At 57.7% G+C, this 22,664-nt stretch carries 17 protein-coding genes; 14 read left to right on the forward strand and 3 right to left on the reverse strand.

The annotated features are described in order from the left end of the window. Nucleotides 1-214: 214 nt before the first annotated feature. Nucleotides 215-1,411, forward strand: a complete 1,197-nt coding sequence (locus J3348_RS00115) for a cation:proton antiporter (protein ID WP_005938977.1) — start codon at nt 215-217, stop codon at nt 1,409-1,411. 57 nt (nt 1,412-1,468) lie between these two features. Here the strand turns inward: J3348_RS00115 and J3348_RS00120 are convergent, their stop codons facing one another. Then, nucleotides 1,469-2,344, reverse strand: a complete 876-nt coding sequence (locus J3348_RS00120; protein ID WP_154256155.1) for a UTP--glucose-1-phosphate uridylyltransferase — start codon at nt 2,342-2,344, stop codon at nt 1,469-1,471. A gap of 68 nt (nt 2,345-2,412) precedes the next feature. After that, a complete protein-coding gene (locus J3348_RS00125; protein ID WP_082210830.1) occupies nt 2,413-3,387 on the reverse strand; it encodes an RING finger protein in 975 nt (324 codons plus the stop codon). 216 nt (nt 3,388-3,603) lie between these two features. Between J3348_RS00125 and prfB the strand changes: the two genes are divergently transcribed. After that, nucleotides 3,604-4,725: a peptide chain release factor 2 gene (gene prfB / locus J3348_RS00130; protein ID WP_097775423.1), complete on the forward strand. Its 1,122-nt coding sequence runs from the start codon at nt 3,604-3,606 to the stop codon at nt 4,723-4,725. Between the two features lie 64 nt (nt 4,726-4,789). Here prfB and J3348_RS00135 read toward each other — a convergent pair whose 3' ends face one another. Beyond that, a complete protein-coding gene (locus J3348_RS00135) occupies nt 4,790-5,338 on the reverse strand; it encodes a DUF1836 domain-containing protein (protein ID WP_005938962.1) in 549 nt (182 codons plus the stop codon). A 267-nt stretch (nt 5,339-5,605) separates the two neighbouring features. Between J3348_RS00135 and J3348_RS00140 the strand changes: the two genes are divergently transcribed. The 12 genes from J3348_RS00140 (at nt 5,606) to J3348_RS00195 (ending at nt 22,662) form a co-directional block, all read left to right on the forward strand. After that, a complete protein-coding gene (locus J3348_RS00140; RefSeq protein WP_154261031.1) occupies nt 5,606-6,448 on the forward strand; it encodes a DegV family protein in 843 nt (280 codons plus the stop codon). A gap of 134 nt (nt 6,449-6,582) precedes the next feature. Next, the gene (cls, locus tag J3348_RS00145) at nt 6,583-8,124 is read left to right on the forward strand and encodes a cardiolipin synthase (protein ID WP_207698012.1); all 1,542 of its coding nucleotides are present in this window, start codon (nt 6,583-6,585) and stop codon (nt 8,122-8,124) included. A 274-nt stretch (nt 8,125-8,398) separates the two neighbouring features. Continuing rightward, nucleotides 8,399-9,433 (forward strand): hypothetical protein, encoded by a 1,035-nt coding sequence (locus tag J3348_RS00150; protein ID WP_207698013.1) that lies wholly within the window; start codon nt 8,399-8,401, stop codon nt 9,431-9,433. A gap of 231 nt (nt 9,434-9,664) precedes the next feature. Next, entirely contained in the window at nt 9,665-10,504 is an 840-nt protein-coding gene (locus tag J3348_RS00155) for a transporter substrate-binding domain-containing protein (RefSeq protein ID WP_207698014.1), read from the forward strand. 170 nt (nt 10,505-10,674) lie between these two features. After that, nucleotides 10,675-11,319: an amino acid ABC transporter permease gene (locus J3348_RS00160; protein ID WP_005938622.1), complete on the forward strand. Its 645-nt coding sequence runs from the start codon at nt 10,675-10,677 to the stop codon at nt 11,317-11,319. Between the two features lie 21 nt (nt 11,320-11,340). Next, complete coding sequence (locus tag J3348_RS00165) at nt 11,341-12,123, forward strand: amino acid ABC transporter ATP-binding protein (RefSeq protein ID WP_207698015.1); 783 nt, start codon at nt 11,341-11,343, stop codon at nt 12,121-12,123. 192 nt (nt 12,124-12,315) lie between these two features. Continuing rightward, nucleotides 12,316-13,689, forward strand: a complete 1,374-nt coding sequence (locus J3348_RS00170) for an MATE family efflux transporter (protein ID WP_005938629.1) — start codon at nt 12,316-12,318, stop codon at nt 13,687-13,689. 493 nt (nt 13,690-14,182) lie between these two features. Continuing rightward, nucleotides 14,183-16,405: an ATP-dependent RecD-like DNA helicase gene (locus J3348_RS00175; RefSeq protein ID WP_005941454.1), complete on the forward strand. Its 2,223-nt coding sequence runs from the start codon at nt 14,183-14,185 to the stop codon at nt 16,403-16,405. Nucleotides 16,406-16,807: 402 nt separating this feature from the next. After that, nucleotides 16,808-17,833: a rod shape-determining protein gene (locus J3348_RS00180; protein ID WP_005941460.1), complete on the forward strand. Its 1,026-nt coding sequence runs from the start codon at nt 16,808-16,810 to the stop codon at nt 17,831-17,833. A 163-nt stretch (nt 17,834-17,996) separates the two neighbouring features. Next, on the forward strand, nt 17,997-18,356 hold the full coding sequence (locus J3348_RS00185) for an OadG family transporter subunit (RefSeq protein WP_097782221.1): 360 nt from the start codon (nt 17,997-17,999) through the stop codon (nt 18,354-18,356). A gap of 15 nt (nt 18,357-18,371) precedes the next feature. Then, complete coding sequence (locus J3348_RS00190) at nt 18,372-19,580, forward strand: sodium ion-translocating decarboxylase subunit beta (RefSeq protein ID WP_097775430.1); 1,209 nt, start codon at nt 18,372-18,374, stop codon at nt 19,578-19,580. 403 nt (nt 19,581-19,983) lie between these two features. Further along, on the forward strand, nt 19,984-22,662 hold the full coding sequence (locus tag J3348_RS00195; RefSeq protein WP_207698016.1) for a UvrD-helicase domain-containing protein: 2,679 nt from the start codon (nt 19,984-19,986) through the stop codon (nt 22,660-22,662). Nucleotides 22,663-22,664: the final 2 nt, after the last annotated feature.

Here is a 22,664-nt window from a genome sequence, read left to right on the forward strand (position 1 = left end):
AGCAAGCTGTGTGGATTCTGTCAAGCTTTTTCCGAAAAAAGATATAATAAAAAATATTTTGATTTTTTTGTGAAAGAGGAATATAATATAGTGGCTTTCAGAGGATGAACGGCAGGGCAGCCGGGGATCGGCCGTCTCTCTGCTCTCTGTTATCCATCTTCGGAAGGAATGTATATATGGTTCTGGGAATTTTATAGTAAAGGAAGGATTCTTTGTGTATTCGGTTTTCCGTAACCTGGCAATCATCATCCTCAGCGCAAAGTTCTTTGGTCTGGTGGCCCGCAAGTGCAAGGCCCCGCAGGTGGTGGGTGAGATCCTTGCCGGTTTGATCATCGGCCCCTGTGTGCTGAATCTGGTGCAGACCAGTGATGCCATCTCCACCTTTGCAGAGATCGGCGTGGTCATGCTGATGTTCACCACCGGCCTTGGCACCAATCTGAAGGAACTGATCAAAGCCGGCCCCATCGCCACCCTGGTCGCCTGCGTGGGCGTAGCCGTTCCGCTGGTGGGCGGCACCCTGCTGTACAGTGCGTTCTACGGCTTCTCTGCCGTGGGCAGCCCTGAGTTCTACCGTGCCCTGTTCATCGGCACCATCATGACGGCCACCAGCGTGTCCATTACGGTGGCAACCCTGCAGGAGCTGGGCCACCTGAAGAGCTTTCTCGGCACCACCATCGTCAGTGCCGCCGTCATTGATGATGTCATCGGCATCGTAGTCCTCACCTGCGTACTGGGCGCAAGCTCCGGCACCGGCACGGGTCTGGGCAAGGTGCTCATTAATACGGTGCTGTTCTTTGCCACTGCCGTGGGCGTGGGCGTTGTGGCTCACTTTGCTATGACATGGCTGGACAAGCGCAATCCCCACACCCAGCGCATCACCATCGTGAGCATGGCGTTCTGCTTTGCCATGGCCTACATCGCCGAGGAATACTTCGGCATTGCAGATATCACCGGTGCCTATATCGCCGGTATCGTTCTGTGCACCATGGACGATGCCCCCTATGTGGAGCGCCGCGTGGATATCAGCAATTATATCATTTTTGCACCCATCTTCTTTGCATCCATCGGCTTGAAGACCGACATCAGCGGCCTGACGCCGGAAATCTTCCTGTTCTGTGTCTGCTTCGTCATTGTAGCACTTATCACCAAGATCATCGGCTGCGGCCTTGCGGCCAAGATCTGCCGCTTCAACTGGGGCGACTCCCTCAAGATCGGCGTTGGCATGATGACCCGCGGCGAGGTGGCGCTGATCGTGGCCCAGAAGGGCCTGGATGTCGGCGTGGTGGACTCGGTCTACTTTACCGCTGTGATCCTGCTGATCGTGGTGTCCAGTGTGGCAACTCCGCTGGTGCTGAAGGCACTCTTTACCAAGATGCCGCCGCAGAAGCACCCCAGTCAGGTAAATGGGTAAACAATAAAAAAGATCCTCCGACAGGTCTGCCGGAGGATCTTTTATTTTCAGGATAAGTTACAGTGTCTTGCAGAACTCCTTCAGGTAAGCGCGGAATTCTTCGCCGATCTCCGGATGCTGCAGGGCCAGCTCCACCTGAGCTTCCACCACCTTGAGCTTGTTGCCCATGTCGTAGTGCTTGCCGGTGAACTCTACGGCCGTCATGCCGCCGCGGGTGCGGGCATACTCGGCCATGGCATCGGTCAGCTGGATCTCGCCGCCTGCGCCGGGCTTGGTGTGGGCAAGAATATCGTAGATCTCCGGGGTCAGCAGTACGCGTCCCAGAATGGAGTAGTTGCTGAACTCCTGTCCCTTCTTGGGCTTCTCGATCATGTCGTCCACAAAGAAATAGTTGTCGTGGATGGGGGTGGTCTTCAGGCTGCAGTACCGGCTCACATCTTCCCATGGCACTGCGGAAACGCCTGCCACCGGGCGGCCGAACTCCTCATAGGCGCGGATCAGCTGAGCACAGACCGGATCCTCACCCCAGATCACGTCATCGCCGTAGATGACAACAAAGGGATCATCGCCGGTGAAGGCCTTGGCGGTGTTCACAGCATGGCCCAGACCCAGCGTTTGCTTCTGGCGCACAAAGAGGATATTTGCCATGTTGGCGATGCCAAGGCACTCTTCCAGAGCCTTTTCCTTGCCGGGCTTTGCCAGCTTTTCTTCCAGCTCAGGGCTGCGGTCAAAGTGATCCTCAATGATGCTCTGGTTGCGGCCCAGAATGATGAGGATATCGGTGATGCCGGAACGCACAGCTTCTTCCACCAGATACTGGATGGCAGGCTTGTCCACAATGGGCAGCATACCCTTGGGCATGGCCTTGGTAGCGGGCAGCACGCGGGTGCCAAGACCGGCGGCAGGGATGACGGCTTTGGTGACTTTCTTCATCATGATCCATATTCTCCTATTACTATTTTGAAATCCGCAATGCCAGCCTTTGCAGGCGGCATTGCAGATCAGAGCATCCCGGCCAAAGCGTCCAGATTCGGACCCATCAGCACGGTAGCGCAGGCACCCAGCACCATCAGCAGTACAAAGGCACCAATCACACCGGCGATGCTCACGCCGCCCTGCGCAGACAGGACCGCACGGCGCTGGGCAGCGTCCGGGAACTCGGCACGGATGCGCCGGATGCGCTCGGCTGCGCTTTTGCGGTACAGCCACTTGGCGTACAGGGTGCGCAGCATCACCAGTGCAAAGCTGAACACTGTCATAATGCGGGAAAGCACGACGATGGCAGTGCTGCTGATGCCCGCAGTGAGCGGACTGCCGGTGGCCTGCATCATGCTCAGCAGGGTGGGCAGGGCCACCACCAGCTCTGCGGCCAGAAAACCAAAGGCCGGCTTCCACGCCTTGCGGTAGAAGAAATAGAACGGGCCGAACACCAGCGCCGAGAAGCACATGGAAATTTTGGTGTGCTGCAGCTGCATCCGGCTGTAATCGTTCAGGTAGACGGGCGCGGCCTTGCCAATATAATCGTTCCAGTCGCTGTAAGGGATGCCGTCGATCAGCTCTTCCTTGCCAAAGGCCGCCTGCACGTTGCGGCGGGTGGGCTCCTCCACCGTCTGCTGATACTGGCGGTAAAGGTCGTTGTAATCAAAGCGTCCGTCTGCGTCGGTGCCGGGCTGGCTTTGGGTGGGCGGCTCCGGGCACTGGCTCTCCGGCGGAAGAACGGCACCGCAGCAGCGGCAGCGCTCTTCGGTGCGCAGGGTGCGCTCACCGCAGCTGGGGCAGGTGCGCAGAGCATCGTCTTTGTACGGGAACGTCCATTCATAGCCCGCGCCATGGGCGGGGGTGTGGATGCAGCGGCCAAGCTTTTCGTAGCACTCGCGGTGATAGGGTGCGCCGCAGTCCGGGCAGACCACGATATCATCGGTCAGCGCCAGCGGTCTGCCGCAGCCTTCACAGGGACAGCCATAATATTTCGGCATGATTTCCTCCTGTTGTATGGTTCATACTGGTATTATACTCCCCTGAAAGAGAAAAGAAAAGGTGAAAATCTTCAAAATTCCAGCAGGATAATCCATTTACCCCTTTACTTTAGCATAGATTCTCGGTATACTAATGAAGTATCTGTGTATAAACTGTGTCTTTTGGCAAGTACAAAGGACTTTACCTTATTTATCATTTCGAGAGGGATTTAGAGAATGATCACGATTGACGAACTGAAGGTGCAGCTTGCCGATTACGGCAAGGCGGTCAAGGACTTGGAAGAAGCCCTTGCCATTGATGCCTCCCGCAAGCGCGTGCAGGAGCTGGAGCACACCATGAGCCGCCCCGGCTTTTATGATGATGCAGACCTGAGCAAGAAGGTCTTTGACGAGGTGGGCGACCTGAAGGGCAAGCTGAGCCGTTTTGAAAAGCTGCAGGGCCTGTACGATGATGCCGAGACCATGCTGGAAATGCTGGATGAAGAATACGACCCCGCCATGATCCCCGAAGCAGAGGAGTCTGTGAACGCTGTGGGCAAGGCAGTGGATGAGCTGCAGCTGATGACCATGCTGAACGGTGAGTACGACCACAGCAACGCCATCCTGACCTTCCATGCCGGCACCGGCGGCACCGAGGCACAGGACTGGGCCGAAATGCTGTACCGCATGTACAACAAGTGGGCTTCCAACCACGGCATGACCGTGGAGGTTCTGGATTATCAGGACGGTGATGAAGCCGGCATGAAGAGCGCCTCCATGATGGTGAAGGGTGCCAACGCCTACGGCCTGCTCAAGAGCGAGAACGGTGTGCACCGTCTGGTGCGCGTGTCGCCCTTTGACGCCAACGCCCGCCGCCAGACCAGCTTTGCTTCGCTGGAAGTGATGCCCGAGCTGGATAACACCATTCAGGTGGATATCCGCCCCGAGGACATTGAGATGCAGGTGTACCGTTCCTCCGGTGCAGGCGGCCAGCACATCAACAAGACTTCTTCCGCTGTGCGTCTGATCCACAAGCCCACCGGCGTCGTGGTCAGCTGCCAGACTCAGCGCAGCCAGTTCCAGAACCGTGACTACGCCATGGAAATGCTGAAGGCAAAGCTGTATCAGATCGCAAAGCAGCAGCACATGGATAAGATCGACGACATCAAGGGCGTGCAGAACGAGATCGCATGGGGTCACCAGATCCGCAGCTATGTGTTCATGCCCTACACCATGGTCAAGGATCACCGCACCAACTACGAGACCGGCAATGTGGATGCCGTGATGGACGGCGATCTGGACGGTTTCATCTTCGCATACCTCAAGGCTGCAAGCCGCGGGGAACTGCAGGATACCTGATCTTGAACGTATAAAATGCAAAGGCCGTGCTTCCTTTTATGGAGGCACGGCCTTTTTTGTGTTCTTACGCCAGATCAGGCAGAATGGTATCCCAGAGATTTTCCTCCTGCCGCAGGGCGTTGAAGCAGCAGTCCAAGTACATTTTGTTTGCCGCTGCAAGGATCGTGCTGCGCAGAAGCAGCTTTTCATCTGCGGCATCCACGGCAAGGTCGCGGATCTCCCTGGTGCAGCCGAATACGAATGGCAGGCAGTTTTCCATCTCGTCGCAGAAGTAGTCGTAAGCTGCCCCGGCGGAACAGTGCGCCCGCTGCATTTTAAACAGGGCATCGATGTTTTCCATTGAGAGCACCGTTTTGGAGACTGCAATGTACATCAGGGATGCGATCTGATCGCGGGCGTACTTCTTGCGCACCGGGTGGGACAAAATGCCCTTTTTAACGTAGTTGCTGACCATGGAAGAGGTGAGCTCCACGCCGCAGAAGGTGCGAAAATAGCTGTTGACGTACTGCACGGTCTGGTCAAGATAAAGCCCCATCTGCGGGAGATCGGCGTACCGGGGCAGGGCAAACCCGGCGGCGCAGGCCGCAACGCGGCATTTGGTTTCAGTTTTCATATCGTAAGCAGTTTTCTAAGGTTGGTGCAGCAGGGCTGCGCGGGATACAGAAAATGGTTTTCTGGCGGTATTATAGCGCAAATCGGTTCTCTGGTCAACGGATTTTTAAAACTTTTGAAAGAATGCATAAAATCCCTTGACAGGTTTTTGAAAAACTGCTATGATGTCTGCAGTGAACCGAAAAACCATGCAGGCGGAAGTGCGTGTAAGGCACGGAAAATAAAAAAATGACCTGCTATCACAAAATAGATTTGGAGCGTGCATTTTATGAAAACCAAGATCGTTGTGGATTCTTCGTCCAACCTGTATGCCCTGCCGGGCGTGGATTTTGCCTGTGTGCCGTTGAAGATCGTCACGGATGAACAGGAATATCTGGATGACGGTACTCTGGATGCTGTGGGCATGGCCCGGTCTCTGCGTACTTACAAGGGCAAGACCAGCACCTCCTGCCCCAATGTGGCAGACTGGCTGGCTGCTTATGAGGGTGCGGAGCAGATCTTTGTTGCCACCATCACGGGCACACTGTCCGGCAGCTACAATGCTGCACTGCTGGCAGCGGAAGAATACAAGGAAACGCACCCGGAGGCCCGTGTTTTTGTTCTGGACAGCCTGTCCGCCGGGCCGGAGCTGCGTCTGCTGGCAGAGCGTCTGCGGGATCTCGTCCGGATCGGGATGGAGTTTGACGAGATCTGCGAGGCGATCCTGGCTTACCACAAGCACACACATCTGCTGTTTTCGTTGGAATCGCTGGCCAATCTGGCCCGCAATGGCCGTGTGAAGCCTGCTGTTGCCGCTGTGGCACGGATGCTGGGCATCCGGGTCATCGGTCAGGCCAGTGAGAGCGGCGAGCTGGAGGTGCTGTGCAAGACCCGCGGCGAGCACGGTGCACTGGAGCGCATCGTGCTGGAATTGAAGGATCACGGCTTTACCGATGGCAAAGTGCACATTGCCCACTGTGATAACCCGGAAGCGGCCAAGCGCCTGAAGCTGATGATCCACGCGGTGTTTGCAGGGGCGCAGGTGGATGTGACCGAGTGCGGCGGCCTGTGCAGCTACTACGCTGAGCAGGGCGGCCTGATGGTGGGCTATGAGGACGGAAAAACAGAGTAAAAGAGTTTTTGATATTGCAAGCAAGCCGGGCCTGCGGGTCTGGCTTGCTTTTTTTGAACAACGCAAAACTTGAAAAAGTTGTAAAACCGCGCTATACTTACACATAATTATAAATGGGAAAGGAGGGCAGGCCCATGCTTTTTCGTTCACCGATCGTGCGCTTTTTCAGCCGCATTCTGAACCGCATCACCATCACGGTGGTGTTGGTGGCATTGCAGCTGCTGTGGCTGTGCTGGGTGGCGTTTGCCATCACCACCGGCACGGGCCGCGTGTGGGTGAACGGCCTGCTCAACGCACTGAGCCTGCTCATCGTCCTGTACCTTGTGCGCAAGGATGAGAACAGCGCCTACAAGGTGGGCTGGATCGCGCTGATCGGCATTCTGCCGCTGCTGGGCGGTGCGCTGTATCTGGCCTTTGGCAACAAACGCCCGGCCAAGCGTCTGCGCCTGAAAATGCAGGCGGTGGAGGATGCCCACAAAAAAGACCTTGTACAGGAGCCGGGTGTGCTGGAAGGTCTGGATGCCCGCGAGCAGGGGCAGAGCCGATATGTGGCAAAGTACGGCCCCTATCCGGCGTGGCAGAACACTCGCACGCAGTATTTTGCCTGCGGCGAAGCCATGTATCCGCAGCTGCTGGCCGATCTGGAAAAGGCTGAAAAGAGCATCTTTCTGGAATTTTTCATCGTGAGCCACGGCTGCATGTGGAACGGCATTGAAAAGATCCTGCGCCGCAAGGCTGCGCAGGGCGTGGATGTGCGCCTGATCTACGATGATTTTGGCAGTCTGCTGGGTCTGCCCGCCGATTTCATCGTGCGCATGGAGCGGGCGCACATCCGCTGCATCCCGTTCAACCCGGTGGTGCCGCTGCTCTCGCTGGTGATGAACCACCGCGACCACCGCAAGATCGTAGTCATTGACGGTACGGTGGCCTACACCGGCGGCGTGAATCTGGCAGATGAGTATATCAATGCGGAGCAGCGCTTTGGCTACTGGAAGGATGCAGCCCTGCGTGTGGAAGGCGATGCCGCGTGGAACTTTACGGCGATGTTCCTCAACTTCTGGAACGCCTTCCGCCCCAGCGAGACGGATTATGATGCATTTCGTCCCATGCCGCTGGTGACGCCGGTATCGGACGGCATCGTGCAGCCCTACGCGGACAGCCCGCTGGACGAGGAACCGATGGCCGAGACGGTGTACCTGAACATCCTTGCGCAGGCACAGCGGTATGTTTATATCTACACGCCCTATCTTGCCGTGGGCGAGGAAATGCTGGACGCACTGAAAAACGCGGCCAAGCGCGGGGTGGACATCCGGCTGGTGCTGCCGGGCATCCCGGACAAAAAGCTGGTGTTCCGGCTGAGCCGGTCGTACTATCTGCCGCTTGTGAGGGCAGGTGTACGCATTTACGAATATACGCCCGGCTTTCTGCATGCCAAGTGCTGGGTAAGCGACGATGTAACTGCCGTAGTGGGCAGCATCAACATGGACTACCGCAGCCTGTTCCTACACTTTGAGTGCGGTGTACTGCTGCAAAAGAACAGTCAGGTGGCAGTTCTGCGGGACGATGTACGGGCCACGCTGCCGCAGTGCCGCGAGATACAGGTGACGGAATGCCGCACCAGCCTGCCCGGCACGGTGCTGGACAGTGTGCTGCGGCTGCTGAGCCCCTTGATGTAAAGAAACTCCCTCAGTCACCTCCGGTGACAGCTCCCTCGGAGAGGGAGCCTCTGGCGAAGAAGAAAAGCTTTCTGCACTGCCAAAGCCTCCCTCCGGGAGACAGACTTCCCCCGGCCGGGGGAAGATGTCACGTAAGTGACAAAAAGGGGAACAGGTGGATGCGAACGAAGTGAGCAGACGGAAGGAGTTCCGTTTTATAAAACGTTCCTTTTCCGGGTAAACTAGCCCAAAAGCCTCTTTACGATGGGGGCAGGAAAGGGAGCGTTTTATTATAATGAAAAAGATACCTCGCATGATCCTGGGCTGCACGCTGGCGGCAGCTCTGGCCCTGACCGCCTGCAGCCGAAGCGATCCCGGTTCCTCCGGCAGCATGAGCACGAACATGGGCGGCAGTTCATCGCAGACGGGGCAGGCGGGCCAGAACGCCGCATACCGCACCGGCCTTGGCATCCTGACCGAAGCGTCTGATCAGGAACGCACGGGCAAGATCGATACCATCGCAGCTGCCGTTCTGCTGGATGCCGAGGGCAGGGTGGCAGATGTGATGCTGGACGAGGTGGAGATCTCGGTCACGGGGGACAGCACCGGCAAGGTGACGATGCCCACCGACAATCGCACCAAGCGCCAGAAGGGCGATGATTACCCGCTGGCGGCGGTGTCCTCGCTGAAAAAGGGCTGGGCAGAGCAGGCGGATGCCTTTGGCAATTATCTTACCGGCAAAACCCCGGATGAGGTGAAGAAGCTTGCCACCGACGATGACGGCAAGCCGAAGGATGCTGACCTGCTCTCCACCTGCACCATTGCGGTGGACGGCTATCGGGATGCTGTGGTGCGCGCCTGCGAGAATGCAAAGGCAGTCGGCTCGGCCCGCGGCGACCGCGCTGTGCTGGGCGTGTCAGTGCGCAATGACACCAAGGAACTGACCGCCGACGATGACCACGATGTGACCGCGCAGGTGGACATCACAGTGACAGCCCTGACGCTGGATGCTGACGGCCGTGTGACCGGTGCAGTGGCGGATGTGGCAGAGCCTGCCCTTACCGTGGGCGCGGATGGTACGGTGTCGGCACCGGAGCTGGTGAAAACCAAGGTGGAACTGGGCGACAGCTACGGGATGCGCGGGGCATCCAGTCTGGACAAGGAATGGTACGAGCACAGCGAGGGCTGGTGCGATTACCTGAAGGGCAAGACCCGTACTGAGATCGCAGGCATCCCGGACGATGGTTCGGATGCCGACCTTGCGGCACTGTGCACCATCTCGGTGACGGAGCTGCAGAAGGCTGCGCTGGCGGCGTTTGCGGAAGAGTAAAGCAGAGAAAAGAGGGAAGGCGCAAAGCTTTTCCTCTTTTCTTTGTGCAATCAGACCAAAGAATTGGCGCAGAAAAGCCTTGAAAAAGACGAACTGCACTAACTTTTGCATTTCCTCTTGCCAAATGGCTGCAAACGCGCTATTCTATAGTCACAGTTTAACACTTTAGCATGATAAAATGCTAAACCGAGAGGGAGCACATTTGGGAAACAAAAAGGGGAGGAACCTTTTATGAAACGTCTTGTCTCTGCTTTTCTGGCTGGTGCCATGGCACTGAGCCTTGCCGCCTGCGGCGGTGCCGCATCCACTTCCACCGTGGCATCTTCTGCCTCTGCATCCGGGAGCGCAGCCGCCTCCGAGACCGCAGCCAGCGATCTGGACTACATCAAGGAAAAGGGCAAGATGGTCATTGGCTACACCGTCTATGAGCCGATGAACTACACCGATGCCGACGGCAACTTTACCGGTTTTGATACCGAGCTGGCAACTGCCGTGTGCGAAAAGCTGGGAGTCGAGCCGGAGTTCGTGGAGATCAACTGGGATACCAAGGTGGTGGAGCTGGATGCCAAGAGCATCGACTGCATCTGGAACGGTATGACCCTGACCGATGACATCATGGCAAACACCGCCACCACCAAGGCCTACGCCAAGAACGCACAGGTCGTGGTCGTGAAGGACGGCACCGACTACAGCTCCACTGCGGATCTGGTGGGCAAGACCGTGGTTGCCGAGGCTGGTTCTGCCGGTGAAGCCGCCATTGAGGGCGACGAGAACCTTGCACAGGCCGATTACGTCTCCAAGAGCGTGCAGACCGACTGCCTGATGGAAGTTGCCGCAGGCACTGCTGATGCCGCTGTGCTGGATCTGACTCTGGCCAACGCCATGATCGGTGAGGGCACCGACTATGCAAGCCTGAAGATCGTGGACGAGCTGAACGCTGAAGAGTACGGCGTGGCCTTCCGCAAGGACAGCGATGCCGCCGCAGCTGTGGATGCCGCCTTTGACGAGCTGAAGGCTGACGGCACCATGCAGGCTCTGGCCGACAAGTACGATCTGGCTCTGGCCGACTGAGTTCTATAAGAATGTAATTACTCCTTCCGACATCGCTGCGCGATGCCACCTCCCTCGGTGAGGGAGGCTTTTTGTTGCCGATATGCGTGAGGCTCCCTCATTGAGGGAGCTGTCACCGAAGGTGACGGGAGGAGTTCAAAAAACGGATTGATGGGTGTGTTCTTGTGTCTGTGATTCTGAGTCGCCTTTCCGGCGCGTTTCTGCTCAACTGTGAGCTGTTCGCTCTGACCCTGCTGTTTGCGCTGCCGCTGGGTCTGGTGGTGGCTTTCGGCTCCATGAGCCGGTGCAAGCCGCTTTCCGGCGCGGTAAAGACCTTTGTGTGGGTCATCCGCGGCACGCCGCTGATGCTGCAGATCATCGTGATCTACCTTGGCCCCGGCCTGCTGGGCATGAATAACCCGTGGCCCTCCGGCTCCGGCGGACGCATGGTGGCGGCGGTGGTGGCTTTTGCCATCAATTACGCCTGCTACTTCTCCGAGATCTACCGCGGCGGCATCGAAGCCGTTCCCAAGGGCCAGACCGAGGCCGGTCAGGTGCTGGGCATGACCAAGACCCAGATCTTCTTCAAGGTGACGCTGCTGCAGGTGGTCAAGCGCATTCTGGCCCCCATGGGCAATGAGGTGATCACCCTCGTCAAGGATACCTCGCTGGCAAACACCATTGCCAACAAGGAGATCATCATGATGGCCAAGGAGTACAGTGCAAAGGGCTTGATCTGGCCGCTGTTCTCCACTGCCATCTTCTTCCTGGTGTTCGTGGGCGCACTTACCCTGCTGTTTGGCTGGGCCGAAAAGAAACTGGATTATTTCCGCTGATGAAAGGGAGGAAATTAGATCATGGCACTGCTTGAAGCCTCCGGCATCGGCAAAAACTTTGGCGATACCAAGGTGCTCAAAGATATTTCGCTGAACCTTGAGCAGGGCGAAGCGCTGGCGATCATCGGCTCGTCCGGCTCCGGTAAGACCACCCTGCTGCGCTGCCTGAACTTTCTGGAACGGCCGGACACCGGCATCATCAAGGTGAACGGCGAGACCATGTGGGACGCTGCCGACCCCGCCACCCAGCGCGAGAGCGAGATCCGCAAAAAGCGGCTGCACTTTGGCCTGGTATTCCAGAACTTCAACCTCTTCCCGCAGTACACCGCCCTGCAGAACGTAATGCTGGCGGGTGAACTGCTGGCGAAGGAGCGCCCGGACTACAAGGCGAACAAAAAGGCCATCCATGCCGAGCTGGAACAGCAGGCACAGGAACTTCTGGCCCAGATGGGCCTTTCTGCCCGGGCAGGCCACTACCCGCACCAGCTTTCCGGCGGTCAGCAGCAGCGCGTGGCCATTGCCCGCGCACTGGCCCTGCACCCGGACATTCTCTGCTTCGACGAGCCGACCTCGGCCCTCGACCCGGAGCTGACCGGCGAGGTGCTGCGCGTCCTGCGCGACCTTGCCGACCGCAAGACCACCATGATCATCGTCACCCACGAGATGCACTTTGCCCGTGACGTGGCCGACCGCATCATGTTCATGGATGGCGGCGTGGTGGTGGAGGAAGGCCCCGCCAAGCGGCTCATTGAGCACCCGCAGGAGGAACGCACCAAACAGTTCCTTGCGCATTACTCGGAATAAGCAAAATCACCAATTCTTGCGGCAAAAATTCGTAAATGTTGATGCAATGCAAATCTTGTAAATCCTGCGTCACTCCACTATAATATCATTCATGAATGTACACGACGTCCTGCCCCTTTCCGGCAGGGCGTTTTTCACGGCAAAAATCACGACATCAAGCCGGTTCCCAGTGTGGCAGGAGGATTTTATACTATGACAAAGGATATGACCCAAGGCAGTCCGCTCAAGCTGATCCTTGCGTTTGCGGTGCCGCTGATGCTGGGCAGCCTGTTCCAGCAGTTCTACAATCTGGCCGATACCATCATCGTGGGCCGCTTTGTGGGCGTGGAAGCGCTGGCCGCTGTGGGCAGCGTGGGCGGTTTGAACTATCTGGTGCTGGGCTTTGTGAACGGCATCGCCTGCGGTTTTTCCATCCCCATCTCGTGGACTTTCGGCGCAAAGGACTACAAGGAGATGCGCCGCTACACTGCCAACACCGTGTGGCTGTCCATCTTCTTTGCGGTGGTGCTGACCATTGTCACTGTGGCGCTGACCCGCTCGGTGCTGGTGTGGACGAACACCCCGGAAAACATCATCGACCTTGCGGATATCTATATCCGCACCATTTTTGCAGGCATCCCCTTCACTCTGCTTTATAATGTGACCAGCGCGCTGATGCGTGCACTGGGCGACAGCAAGCGCCCGCTGTATTTCCTGCTGGTGGCAAGCTTTTTGAACATCGGGCTGGATCTGGTGTGCATCATCATGTTCCATATGGGGGCATTCGGTGCGGCATTTGCCACTGTGGTCAGTCAGGCTGTGGCGGGTCTGGGCAGTCTTTTGTACATCCTGCGCCACTACCCGGAGCTGCGCTGGAGCAGGGAAGAGGGCTGTTTCAGCCTGACCCACTGCGCAAAGCTGTGCAGCATGGGCATTCCCATGGGCCTGCAGTGCAGCATTACGGCCATTGGCAGCGTGGTGCTGCAGGGTGCGGTGAACGGTCTGGGCAGCGACATCGTGGCCGCGCAGACCGCCGGCGGCAAGGCGGCGCAGTTCCTGTGCGTGCCGCTGGAGAGTATCGGCACAGCGATGACCACCTATGCCAGCCAGAATATGGGCGCAAAGGACCTGGACCGTGTGGACCGGGGTGTGTACACCGCCCTCGGCATCGGCTGCGTATACAGCATTGCGTCCTTCCTCATCCTGCGCGTGACGGATAAGCTGCTCATCGGCCTGTTCCTGGATGCCAGCGAGACCGCCATTATGGCCAATGCCCAGAGCTTCATCTTCTGGAACAGCGTATTCTACATCCCGCTGGCGGTGCTCATTATCTACCGCTACACCATTCAGGGTCTGGGCTTCTCCGGCCTTGCCATGTTTGCCGGTGTGGCCGAGATGATCGCCCGCGCCATGGTGGGCTTCTGGTTCGTGCCGCTGTGGGGCTACTTTGCGGCCTGCATCGCAAGCCCGGTGGCATGGTTCTTTGCCTGCTTCTTCCTCATTCCGGCCTACTTTGTGGTGCGCAAACGTCTGCAGAAGGAAAAGGACGTCGAGAAGGAACACGATGCCCGCACCGCAAACGCTTAAAGAATGTTCGCAAGCTCTCCTGCAAAGGGGAGCTTTTTTGCTGTTCGGGCTGTAGAGTAGGCCGCGTGCTGGGAGCTTTCTCCGCGAACAGCCCGGAACCCACGGTTCCGCCCCTGTGCTTACGCACGGGGCCCCACTTCCCGGACATTCGCTGGAGAAACTCCCAGCCCTTGGTTTCAGGGAACTTTATCAGGTGCTACTGTGGGAGCGTTATCTGAGAAAGTTACTGATTTTGAACGATATGACGATTAAAAAGCAACTTTGTCAATGTGACAAGGTTGCTTTGTTCTGAGAAAGTTCCAACTTTGCCAAATGTCCGAACTTTGTCAAGTTGACAAACATCGAATTTATGACGTAGATGGGTTGTTAAATTGGAAGTTTGTCGGATATTTCTCCACGGTAGGGCTGCACTGCAGTCTGCCCGGATGATTTACAAATCCCGCCAAAAGCGTTATACTACTTATGATTGTGTAATTTGGCAGGAGGTGAGCGCATGGCAGAGCAGCAGCTGGAACAGATCGAGGGCACCGTGGAGGACATCATCTACGAGAACACCGACAACGGCTATATGGTGTTCGAGGTGTCCGGCGGCGGTGTGGTCACGGTGGTGTGCGGCATTGTAGGTGAACTGCACGCGGGCGAAAGCGTGGTCTGCCGCGGCCGCTACGAGAACCACGCCACCTATGGCCGCCAGTTCCACGCACAGGAGTGCGAGACCGACATGCCCAAGGATCTGGAAGCGGTGTACGCCTTCCTTGCCAGCCGGTCACTGCCGTACATCGGGGCCAAGACGGCGGATAAGATCATCGACCTGTTCGGTGCCGAGGCGCTGGAGGTGATCGCCAACGACCCGGCCCGGCTCACGCAGGTGCCCGGCATCTCGGCGGACAAGGCCGACCGCATCCAGCAGGAGTTCAAGCGGATGTTCGGCATGCGGGAGCTGATCGCCTATCTGGCGCAGTTCGAGATCAGCCCGCGCCGCGCGATGGAAGTGTTCCGCACCTTCGGCCCCGGGGCCATGCAGGCCATTGCGGCAAATCCCTATCTGCTCTGCGGCGAACCGCTGCAGCTGGATTTCCGCCACGCGGACAGCATTGCCCAGTATTACCACATGGAAGGCGACTGCGCCCAGCGGCTGGAAGCGGCCCTGCTGCGCACCCTGCGCCACAACGCGGGCAACGGCCACACCTGCCTGCCGCGCACCCAGCTGCTGGAAACGGCATCCAATTTTATCCATCAGCCGCCGGAAAAGCTGGCTGCTGCGCTGGACGAGTGCATCCGCACCGAAGAACTGCGGGTGAAGCTGTTTGACGGCACACCGTATATTTATCTGCCCGACCTGCTGGAAGCCGAGGAGGACATTGCCGCCCGGCTTGCCATGCTGACAAAACGGGGCAAGAATACCGCCCACGGGCTGGATAAAAACATTCAAATTCTGGAACTGACGCAGGGCTTTGCCTATGCGCCCCTGCAGAAGGAAGCCATCCGCAAAGCCATGACCGAGAACTGCCTTGTGCTCACCGGCGGCCCCGGCACCGGCAAGACCACCACCGTCAACGCCATTCTGCAGCTGCTGGAAGATCAGGCGGAACGGGTGGCCCTGTGTGCGCCCACCGGCCGCGCGGCTAAACGGCTGAGTGAGCTGACCGGCCGCAAGGCCAGCACCATCCACCGTCTTTTGGAGGTGGACTACACCGGCGGCGTGGTCAGCTTTATCCACAACGACAAGAACCTGCTCAAGTGCGATGTGGTCATTCTGGACGAAATGAGCATGGTGGATGTGAAGCTGTTTCAGGCCCTGATCGCAGCGCTGCGCTACAGCTGCCGCATTATCATGGTAGGTGATGCCGACCAGCTGCCCAGCGTCGGCCCCGGCAATATTCTGGGCGAGATCATCCGCTCCGGGCTGGTGCCCACCGTGTGCCTGAACGAGATCTTCCGGCAGGCAAAGCGCAGCCTGATCGTGGAGAACGCCCACCACATCATCTCAGGTGAACCGCTGCAGAAGGGTGGTAAGACCGACGACTTCTTCTTTTTGGAATCGGATGGCGATGCGGCCCAGCGGTTGGTGTGTGATCTGGTCACCACCCGCCTGCCGCGCAGCTACGGCTTCGATCCGATCCGGGACATTCAGGTGCTGTGCCCCACCAAGCTTGGCCCTACCGGCACACAGGCACTGAATGTGGAACTGCAGAACCTGCTGAACCCGGAACAGACGGGCAAGCCCCAGCTGCAAAGCGCCGCCCGGGTGTTCCGCGTGGGCGATAAGGTGATGCAGGTGCGCAATAATTACGAGATCATCTGGAACCGCATTGGCGGGGAGCAGGGCGTGGGTGCCTACAATGGCGACATCGGCATTGTGGAGAGCATCAACACGCGGGATCGCTCCATGGTGGTGCGCATGGATGACAAGCGGCTGGTCTACCCGGCAGAAAACCTCAACGAGCTGGAGATCGCCTATGCCATTACGGTACACAAAAGTCAGGGCAGCGAGTTCCCGGCGGTGATCCTGCCGGTGGCGCAGGTTCCGCCGCGGCTGTGCTACCGCAACCTGTTCTACACCGGCGTTACCCGTGCACGGAAGCTGTGCATCGTGGCGGGCCGCAGGGACGTTGTGAACCGCATGATGGGCAACATCCGCCAGAACCTGCGCTACAGCGGCCTTGCCTATCTTTTGCAGGCAGAGCTGCCGCCGGAACAGACGGAAGCAGAATAGGGCAGGCCAGCAGATAGCTTTCTCCGCGAACAGCCCGGAACCCACGGTTCCGCCCCAATACTTCGTATCGGGGCCCCACTTCCCGGTCATTCGCTGGAGAAACTATCTGCCGTCCTGATGGCATCGGCACCGTTCGCTCCGGCAAGATGCGCGAAGCCATGTCTAAAGTGTAGGCTGCGACTAAAATCGACAGAAAAGCCCGACGGGAAGTGCGAGGACTTCTCACGCTGGTGGTCTGGCGAGCGCAGGCGGGACGGAGTGAACGGTGACAATACTGCATTGCGTCAAAACCGGTATACTTTTTACGGCAACTATGCTATACTGTAAGCTGGTATGATTTCCGGCCTGCATCAACAGGCCGTTGTTTCGATAGAGGAACCAGAGAAAGGAAAAAGAAAACTTATGGCACAGAACGATATCGGTATCGATCTTGGTACCACTACCATTATCATTGCGCAGGAGGGCAAGGGCGTTGTGCTCAACCAGCCCAGCGTTGTGGCAATGGATACCCGCAAGAAGACCGTGCTGGAAGCAGGCGATAAGGCCCTTGCTATGGTGGGCCGCACCCCGAACTATATTTCTGCCATCTTCCCGCTGAAGGACGGTGTGATCAGTGACCATACCATGACCCGTGAGCTGATCTGCCGTTTTGTCAAGCAGGTGTACAGCTCCCACATGGTCAAGCCCCGCGTGGCCGTCTGTGTGCCCGCCGCCATTACCGGCATTGAAAGCGATGCCGTGGTGGAGGCTGTGGTGGCCGCTGGTGCCCGTCAGGTGTACCTGATCGACGAACCCATTGCCGCTGCCCTTGGTTCCGGCATCGACATCACCCAGCCGGAGGGCCGCATGATCATTGATATCGGCGGCGGCACCACCGATATTGCAGTGCTTTCTCTGGGCGGCAAGGTCAAGGCCACCAGCGTGCGCGTGGCCGGCAACCACTACGACGAAGAGATCCTCAAGTTCGTGCGCAACAAGTACAGCGTTGCCATTGGCCAGCGCACCGCCGAAGAGCTGAAAAAGAACGTGGCCTGCTGCCCCCAGAAGACTGATTTCCACGAGACCATGGAGATCAAGGGCCGCAGCCTGCTCACCGGCCTGCCGGTGCGTGTGAATGTTTCCACTGACGACCTGTACGACCCGGTCATGATGCTCAGCGAGCAGATCGGCACCGCAGCCCATCAGGTGCTGGAAAAGACCCCTCCGGAACTGGCAGGCGATATCTTCCGCAATGGTGTCATGCTGACCGGCGGCGGTGCACAGCTGCACGGCCTTACCGAATACCTGAGCGAAGAGCTGAAGGTGGAGGTGACGGTTTCGCCCGATCCCGTCAACTGTGTGGCACTGGGCACTGCCATGAGCCTTGGCCTGAACGACAAGCTGGAAACCGGCTTTTTGGATGCAACGCCCCGCATTGGCCGCAGATAATCAAAGCTGCACCATTTATCCATGAATCTGAACAAAAGCGCCAAAAAGAAAAAATATCTATTTTTGTTGAAATAAATTGGAAAATAAGGTATAATGTACCCAAATTGATTTTCTGCTGACGATCTTGTATCGGACGCAGTATACAAGAAACAGGAGGAAAACCATGGATTTAGGTTTTGACGTGGTCGTTACCATTACCGGCATCGTACTGGTGTTCTTGATCCTTATCCTGCTGATGGCGATTATCACGCTGGAAGGCAAGATCTTCGATTCGATGAACGCAAAGAAGAAGGCTGCCAAGGAAGCCGCCAAGGCTCCCGCTGTACAGCCCGCTGCACCCGTGCAGCAGGCCGCAGCTGCTCCCGCTCCTCAGGTGGAAGAGGGCATTCCCGGTGATGTGATCGCCGCCATTATGGCAGCAATCCATGCAATGGGCAACGGCAAGTACACCCTCAAGGCTGTGCGCCGCAGCAAGAACGGCTGGGGCAATGCGGGTGTAAACGACACCACCGCACCGTTTTAACAGAGGAGGAAGAGCATGACACAGTTTATTGATACTCTGGTCGGTATTTTCCAAAGCTCCGGCTTTGCGAAGTTTGGCGAGCCGGGCGGCTACCTGTACGCAGTTATGATCTGCGTGGGCTGCTTTTTGCTGTACCTGGCCATCGTCAAAGAGTTTGAGCCGCTGATCCTGCTGCCCATGGCATTCGGCATGATCCTGGCAAACCTGCCCGGCAGCGGCGTTATCCACATGCAATATTTCGTCGGTGACGGTCTGGAACACCCCATGTGGGTGGAGATCCTGAACAACGGTGGTCTGGCCGATATGCTCTACATGGGCGTTAAGCTGGGCATCTACCCGCCGCTGATCTTCCTGGGCATCGGCACCATGACCGACTTCGCACCCCTGATCTCCAACCCCAAGAGCCTGCTGCTGGGCGCTGCCGCTCAGTTCGGCATCTTCGGTACTTACATGGGCGCTCGTCTGCTGACCGCTACCGGTCTGGTGGACTTCACCCAGAAGCAGTCCGCTGCCATCTCCATCATCGGCGGTGCAGACGGTCCTACCGCTATCTTCGTTACCTCCCGTCTGGCACCTGAGCTGCTTGGCTCCATCGCCGTTGCAGCATACAGCTACATGGCGCTGGTGCCTGTTATCCAGCCGCCCATCATGAAGGCACTGACCACCAAGAAGGAACGTACCGTCGTGATGAAGCAGCTGCGCACCGTCTCCAAGACCGAGAGGGTCATCTTCCCCATCATGGTCACCATCATCGTTTCCCTGATCGTTCCGGATGCCGCCGTTCTGGTGGGTATGCTGATGCTGGGCAACCTGATGAAGGAGTGCGGCGTGGTGGATCGCATCCAGAAGACTGCCGGCAATGAGCTGATGAACATTATCACCATCTTCCTGGCACTGTCCGTTGGCTGCACCACCTCTGCAAACACCTTCCTGAACACCCGCACCCTGTTCATCATCGTGCTGGGCCTGATCGCATTCTCCTTCGGCACTGCCGCAGGTGTGCTGTTCGGCAAGCTGATGTATGTGCTGACCGGCGGTCAGGTGAACCCGCTGATCGGTTCCGCAGGCGTTTCCGCTGTGCCTATGGCCGCTCGCGTTTCCCAGAAGGTTGGCCAGAGCGAGAACCCCTCCAACTTCCTGCTGATGCACGCAATGGGCCCCAATGTGGCCGGTGTTATCGGCTCTGCCGTTGCTGCTGGTATCCTGATCAACATTTTCAGCTAAGCGCTTTCTGAAAAGCATTTTTTCCGCCCGTCGGTTCGCAAGAGCTGCCGGGCGGTTTTTGTTTTACGATTTGAAATGCCCGCCGCGTTTGCTTTGGGCATAAAATAAGGAAATTATATTATTTATTTCGTGTTTGTCGCAGCCTGCGGGCTGCTCCAAACACATTTTCACAAAAAGGCCGTAACGAAAAACGGCTGCTGTTTCATCAGACGCAATTTTTCTCTACGACCTCTTTCGTGAAAAAGTAACTCCGAAAAGCCCGCAGGCTTTTCGGAGTTATAAATTATAAAAATATTTTTTCCGCTGAAAATAGCCAGAGCGAACGCGGCGGCTATTCTCAATCGTTTTGAAATGTGGTATACTGTATTTTGATAGTATAAACATAAAAGGAACAGGGGAAACCATGGCAACAGATCTCACACAGGAATTCTGCGCTCTGCGCGATACCTATATCGAAAAACAGTTTGGCCGCCTGAATGATATGCAGCGGCAGGCAGTGTTTACCACCGATGGCCCGCTGCTCATCCTTGCTGGTGCAGGCAGCGGCAAGACCACCGTGCTGGTAAACCGCATTGCAAACCTCATCCGGTTCGGCTCGGCCCACGGCTCCAAACAGACACCGCGCCCAGCCACGGAGGACGATATCAAGGCTCTGCGCAACGCCATCATGACCGGCACTGCCGCCCCCAGCTGGCTGGACGGGATGCTGCGCCAGAACGCTGTGCGCAGCTGGAACGTGATGGCCATCACCTTTACCAACAAGGCAGCAGGGGAGCTGAAGGAACGTCTGCGCCGGATGCTGGGCGGCGAGGAGGGCGACGAAGTGTTCGCTTCCACCTTTCACTCGGCCTGTGTACGCATCCTGCGCCGCTGGGCGGAGGAGATCGGCTACCCGCGCAGCTTTACTATCTACGATACCGATGATTCCCAGCGTGTGATGAAGGCTGTCTACAAAGACCTGAATGTGGACGATAAGTTCCTGCCCATCAAGGCTGCGATCAGCCAGATGAGCCGATGGAAGGATCAGCTTGTCAGCCCGGAACAGGCCCTTGCCAGCCCCGCAAAAGATACCAAAGGTGCGCTGACGGCCCGCATCTACGCGGCCTACGAAAAGCGCCTGAAGGAAGCCGGAGCATTCGACTTTGACGACCTGATCTACCAGACTGTGCAGCTGCTGGCCGAGCACAAGGATGTGCGGGATTTCTACCAGAACAAATACCGCTATCTGCTGGTGGACGAGTATCAGGACACCAGTGTGGCGCAGTTCCGTCTGGTGAGCCTCCTCACCGGCCCGGAAAAGAACATCTGCGTGGTGGGCGATGATGACCAGAGCATCTACCGCTTCCGCGGCGCTACCATTGAGAACATCCTTAATTTCGAGCGCATTTACCCGGGCACCAAGACCATCCGTCTGGAACAAAACTACCGCTCTACGTCCAATATCCTGAACGCGGCGAACTGTGTCATTCAGCACAACACCGAGCGCAAGGGCAAGACCCTGTGGACCAGCAATGGCGAGGGCGATAAGGTGCAGGTGTACACCGCCGAGAACGAGCAGGACGAGGCCAGCCACATCGCGGATGTGATCGGCCAGCACCTGAGAGAGGGCGGACATCTGGCCGACCACGCTATCCTCTACCGCATGAACGCCCAATCGGCCCCCATCGAAAGCTACTTTACCCGTGCAGGCATCCCCCACAAGATCGTGGGCGGCCAGCGCTTCAACGACCGCAAAGAGGTCAAGGATATCCATTCCTACATGTCCATCGTGGCGAACCCCCGCGATGATGTGCGCCTGCGCCGCATCATCAACGAGCCTGCCCGCAAGATCGGTGCCACCACCGTGGAGGTCATTGCCGATCTGGCCGCGCAGGAGGGCGTGAGCATGCTGGACATCATCGGCCATGCCGACCAATATGCAAAGCTCAGCCGCGCCGTAATGCCGTTGCTCAAGTTCTGGCAGATCTATCAGCGCCTGCAGGATTCTTTGGAGACCCGCACGCTGGACGAGTTTGCAGCCGATGTGATCGAGCTGACCGGCTATAAGGCCATGCTGGAAGCCGATGCAGCCAAGGGCCACGAGGATGCGGCTGACCGCCTGCAGAACCTTGGTCAGCTGGTCAACAACGTCAAGAACTACTGCGACCAGCACGGTGAGGAAGCCACGCTGGAAGGCTATCTGGAAGATATCGCCCTCATCAGCGATATCGACAGCTATAACGAGAGCGCCGATCAGGTGGTGCTCATGACCATCCACTCCGCCAAGGGTCTGGAATTTCCGTATGTGTTCCTGATTGGCATGGAGGAGGGCGTGTTCCCCAGCGAGATGAGCAAGTATTCCGAAGCTGATCTGGAAGAGGAGCGCCGCCTTGCCTACGTGGGCATCACCCGCGCCAAGAAGGAGCTGTACATCTCCAACAGCGTTTCCCGGATGCTGTATGGCCGCACCCAGCGCAACGAGCCGAGCCGCTTTTTGCGGGAGATCGAGCCGGAGTATATCGAGGAGACCCGCAGCCCGGTACTGGAACAGCGCTCCCGCTTTGGCGGCTGGGGCGACAGCTATCGTGATACGGTGCCCGGTGGTGCGTCCGGTTACTCCGGGCCGTCCGGATGGGGCCGCAGCGCCAGTGGGTACGGTTCGGGCGGTTACGGAAGCGGCTATAGCAATCGCAGCGGCTACCTGAACCGCGAATACAACGCGGGCGAGGGCCGCGGCTTTGGCTCGGCCTATGCAAACCGGGGCCAGAGCCAGAGCGGATACGGTTCCGGCTATGGCCGCAGCGGCGCAGGTACGGGATATGGCTCTGGTTACAGTTCTGCATATTCTGACGGAACAGCGCAGAAAAAGCCTGCAAAGCAAATCTCCTTTACAGGCACACCGGCAGCAAAAACCGCTGCAAAAGGCGCAAAACACTATGAGCCGGGCGATCTTGTGGAGCACAGGGTGTTCGGACGCGGTCAGGTAGTGGCTGTGAAGCCCGCCGCCGGAGATCAGATCGTGGAGATCAACTTTGAAAAGGTGGGCATCAAAAAGACCATGGCCAATTTTGCGCCCCTGACCAAAATCACTGCGGAGGAATAACA

Source organism: Faecalibacterium sp. Marseille-Q4896, from assembly GCF_017377615.1.
Taxonomy (GTDB): domain Bacteria; phylum Bacillota; class Clostridia; order Oscillospirales; family Ruminococcaceae; genus Faecalibacterium; species Faecalibacterium taiwanense.